This window comes from Roseateles sp. P5_B10, from assembly GCF_056400485.1.
Genome location: NZ_JBFULE010001411.1, coordinates 1 through 771, shown reverse-complemented (window position 1 = coordinate 771; position 771 = coordinate 1). Strand labels below are relative to the sequence as shown.

The window sequence follows — 771 nt, the reverse complement described above, 5'->3', positions numbered from 1 at the left end:
GCGATGAAGGAGAACGTGGCCAAGCAGTTCGCCATCTTCCGCAACAAGCACACCTGGAGCCTGACGGCGCTGTACGTCGTCACTTTCGGCAGCTTCATCGGCTTCTCCATGGCTCTGCCACTGGCGATCACGGTGATCTTCGGCTTCCAGCACATCCCTGATGCGGCCGGCGTGCTCACCCACACGCTGAAGAACCCGAACGCCCCGTCTGCGCTGACCTACGCCTGGATCGGACCCTTCGTCGGCGCCGCGGTGCGGCCCGTCGGCGGCTGGATCTCTGACAAGGTCGGCGGCTCCATCGTCACGCAGGTCATCTCTGCGGTCATGGTGTTCGCGTCCGCCGCGGTCGGCTATGTGATGCAGCAGKCCTATGGCTCGGCCACGCCGGAGCAGTTCTTCCCGGCCTTCATGGGCCTGATGGTGCTGCTGTTCGCGGCCAGCGGCGTGGGCAATGGCTCCACCTTCCGCTCGGTGGGCGTCATCTTCGACCGCACCCAGGCCGGCCCAGTGCTCGGCTGGACGTCGGCTGTCGCCGCCTACGGCGCCTTCGTCGCGCCGGTGCTGATCGGCGAGCAGATCAAGGCCGGCACGCCGCAGTTCGCCTTCTACGGCTTCGCGGCCTTCTATGCCGTCTGCCTGGTGCTGAACTGGTGGTTCTATCTGCGCCGTGGCGCGGAGATCAAGAACCCCTGAAGCGAGCCCGAGGCGGCTTACAGAGGCCCGCAGGCAATGCCTTCGGGCCTTCTTGCTTTTCAGGCCCGGCGCGCGCTC

General features: G+C 66.4%; 1 protein-coding gene. It reads left to right on the top strand.

Annotated features, from left to right (window positions below):
• Positions 1-693, top strand: a 693-nt coding sequence (locus tag AC1DU6_RS33665) for an MFS transporter (RefSeq protein WP_477862710.1), incomplete at its 5' end; no start/stop codon positions are given.
• Positions 694-771 lie beyond the last annotated feature (78 nt).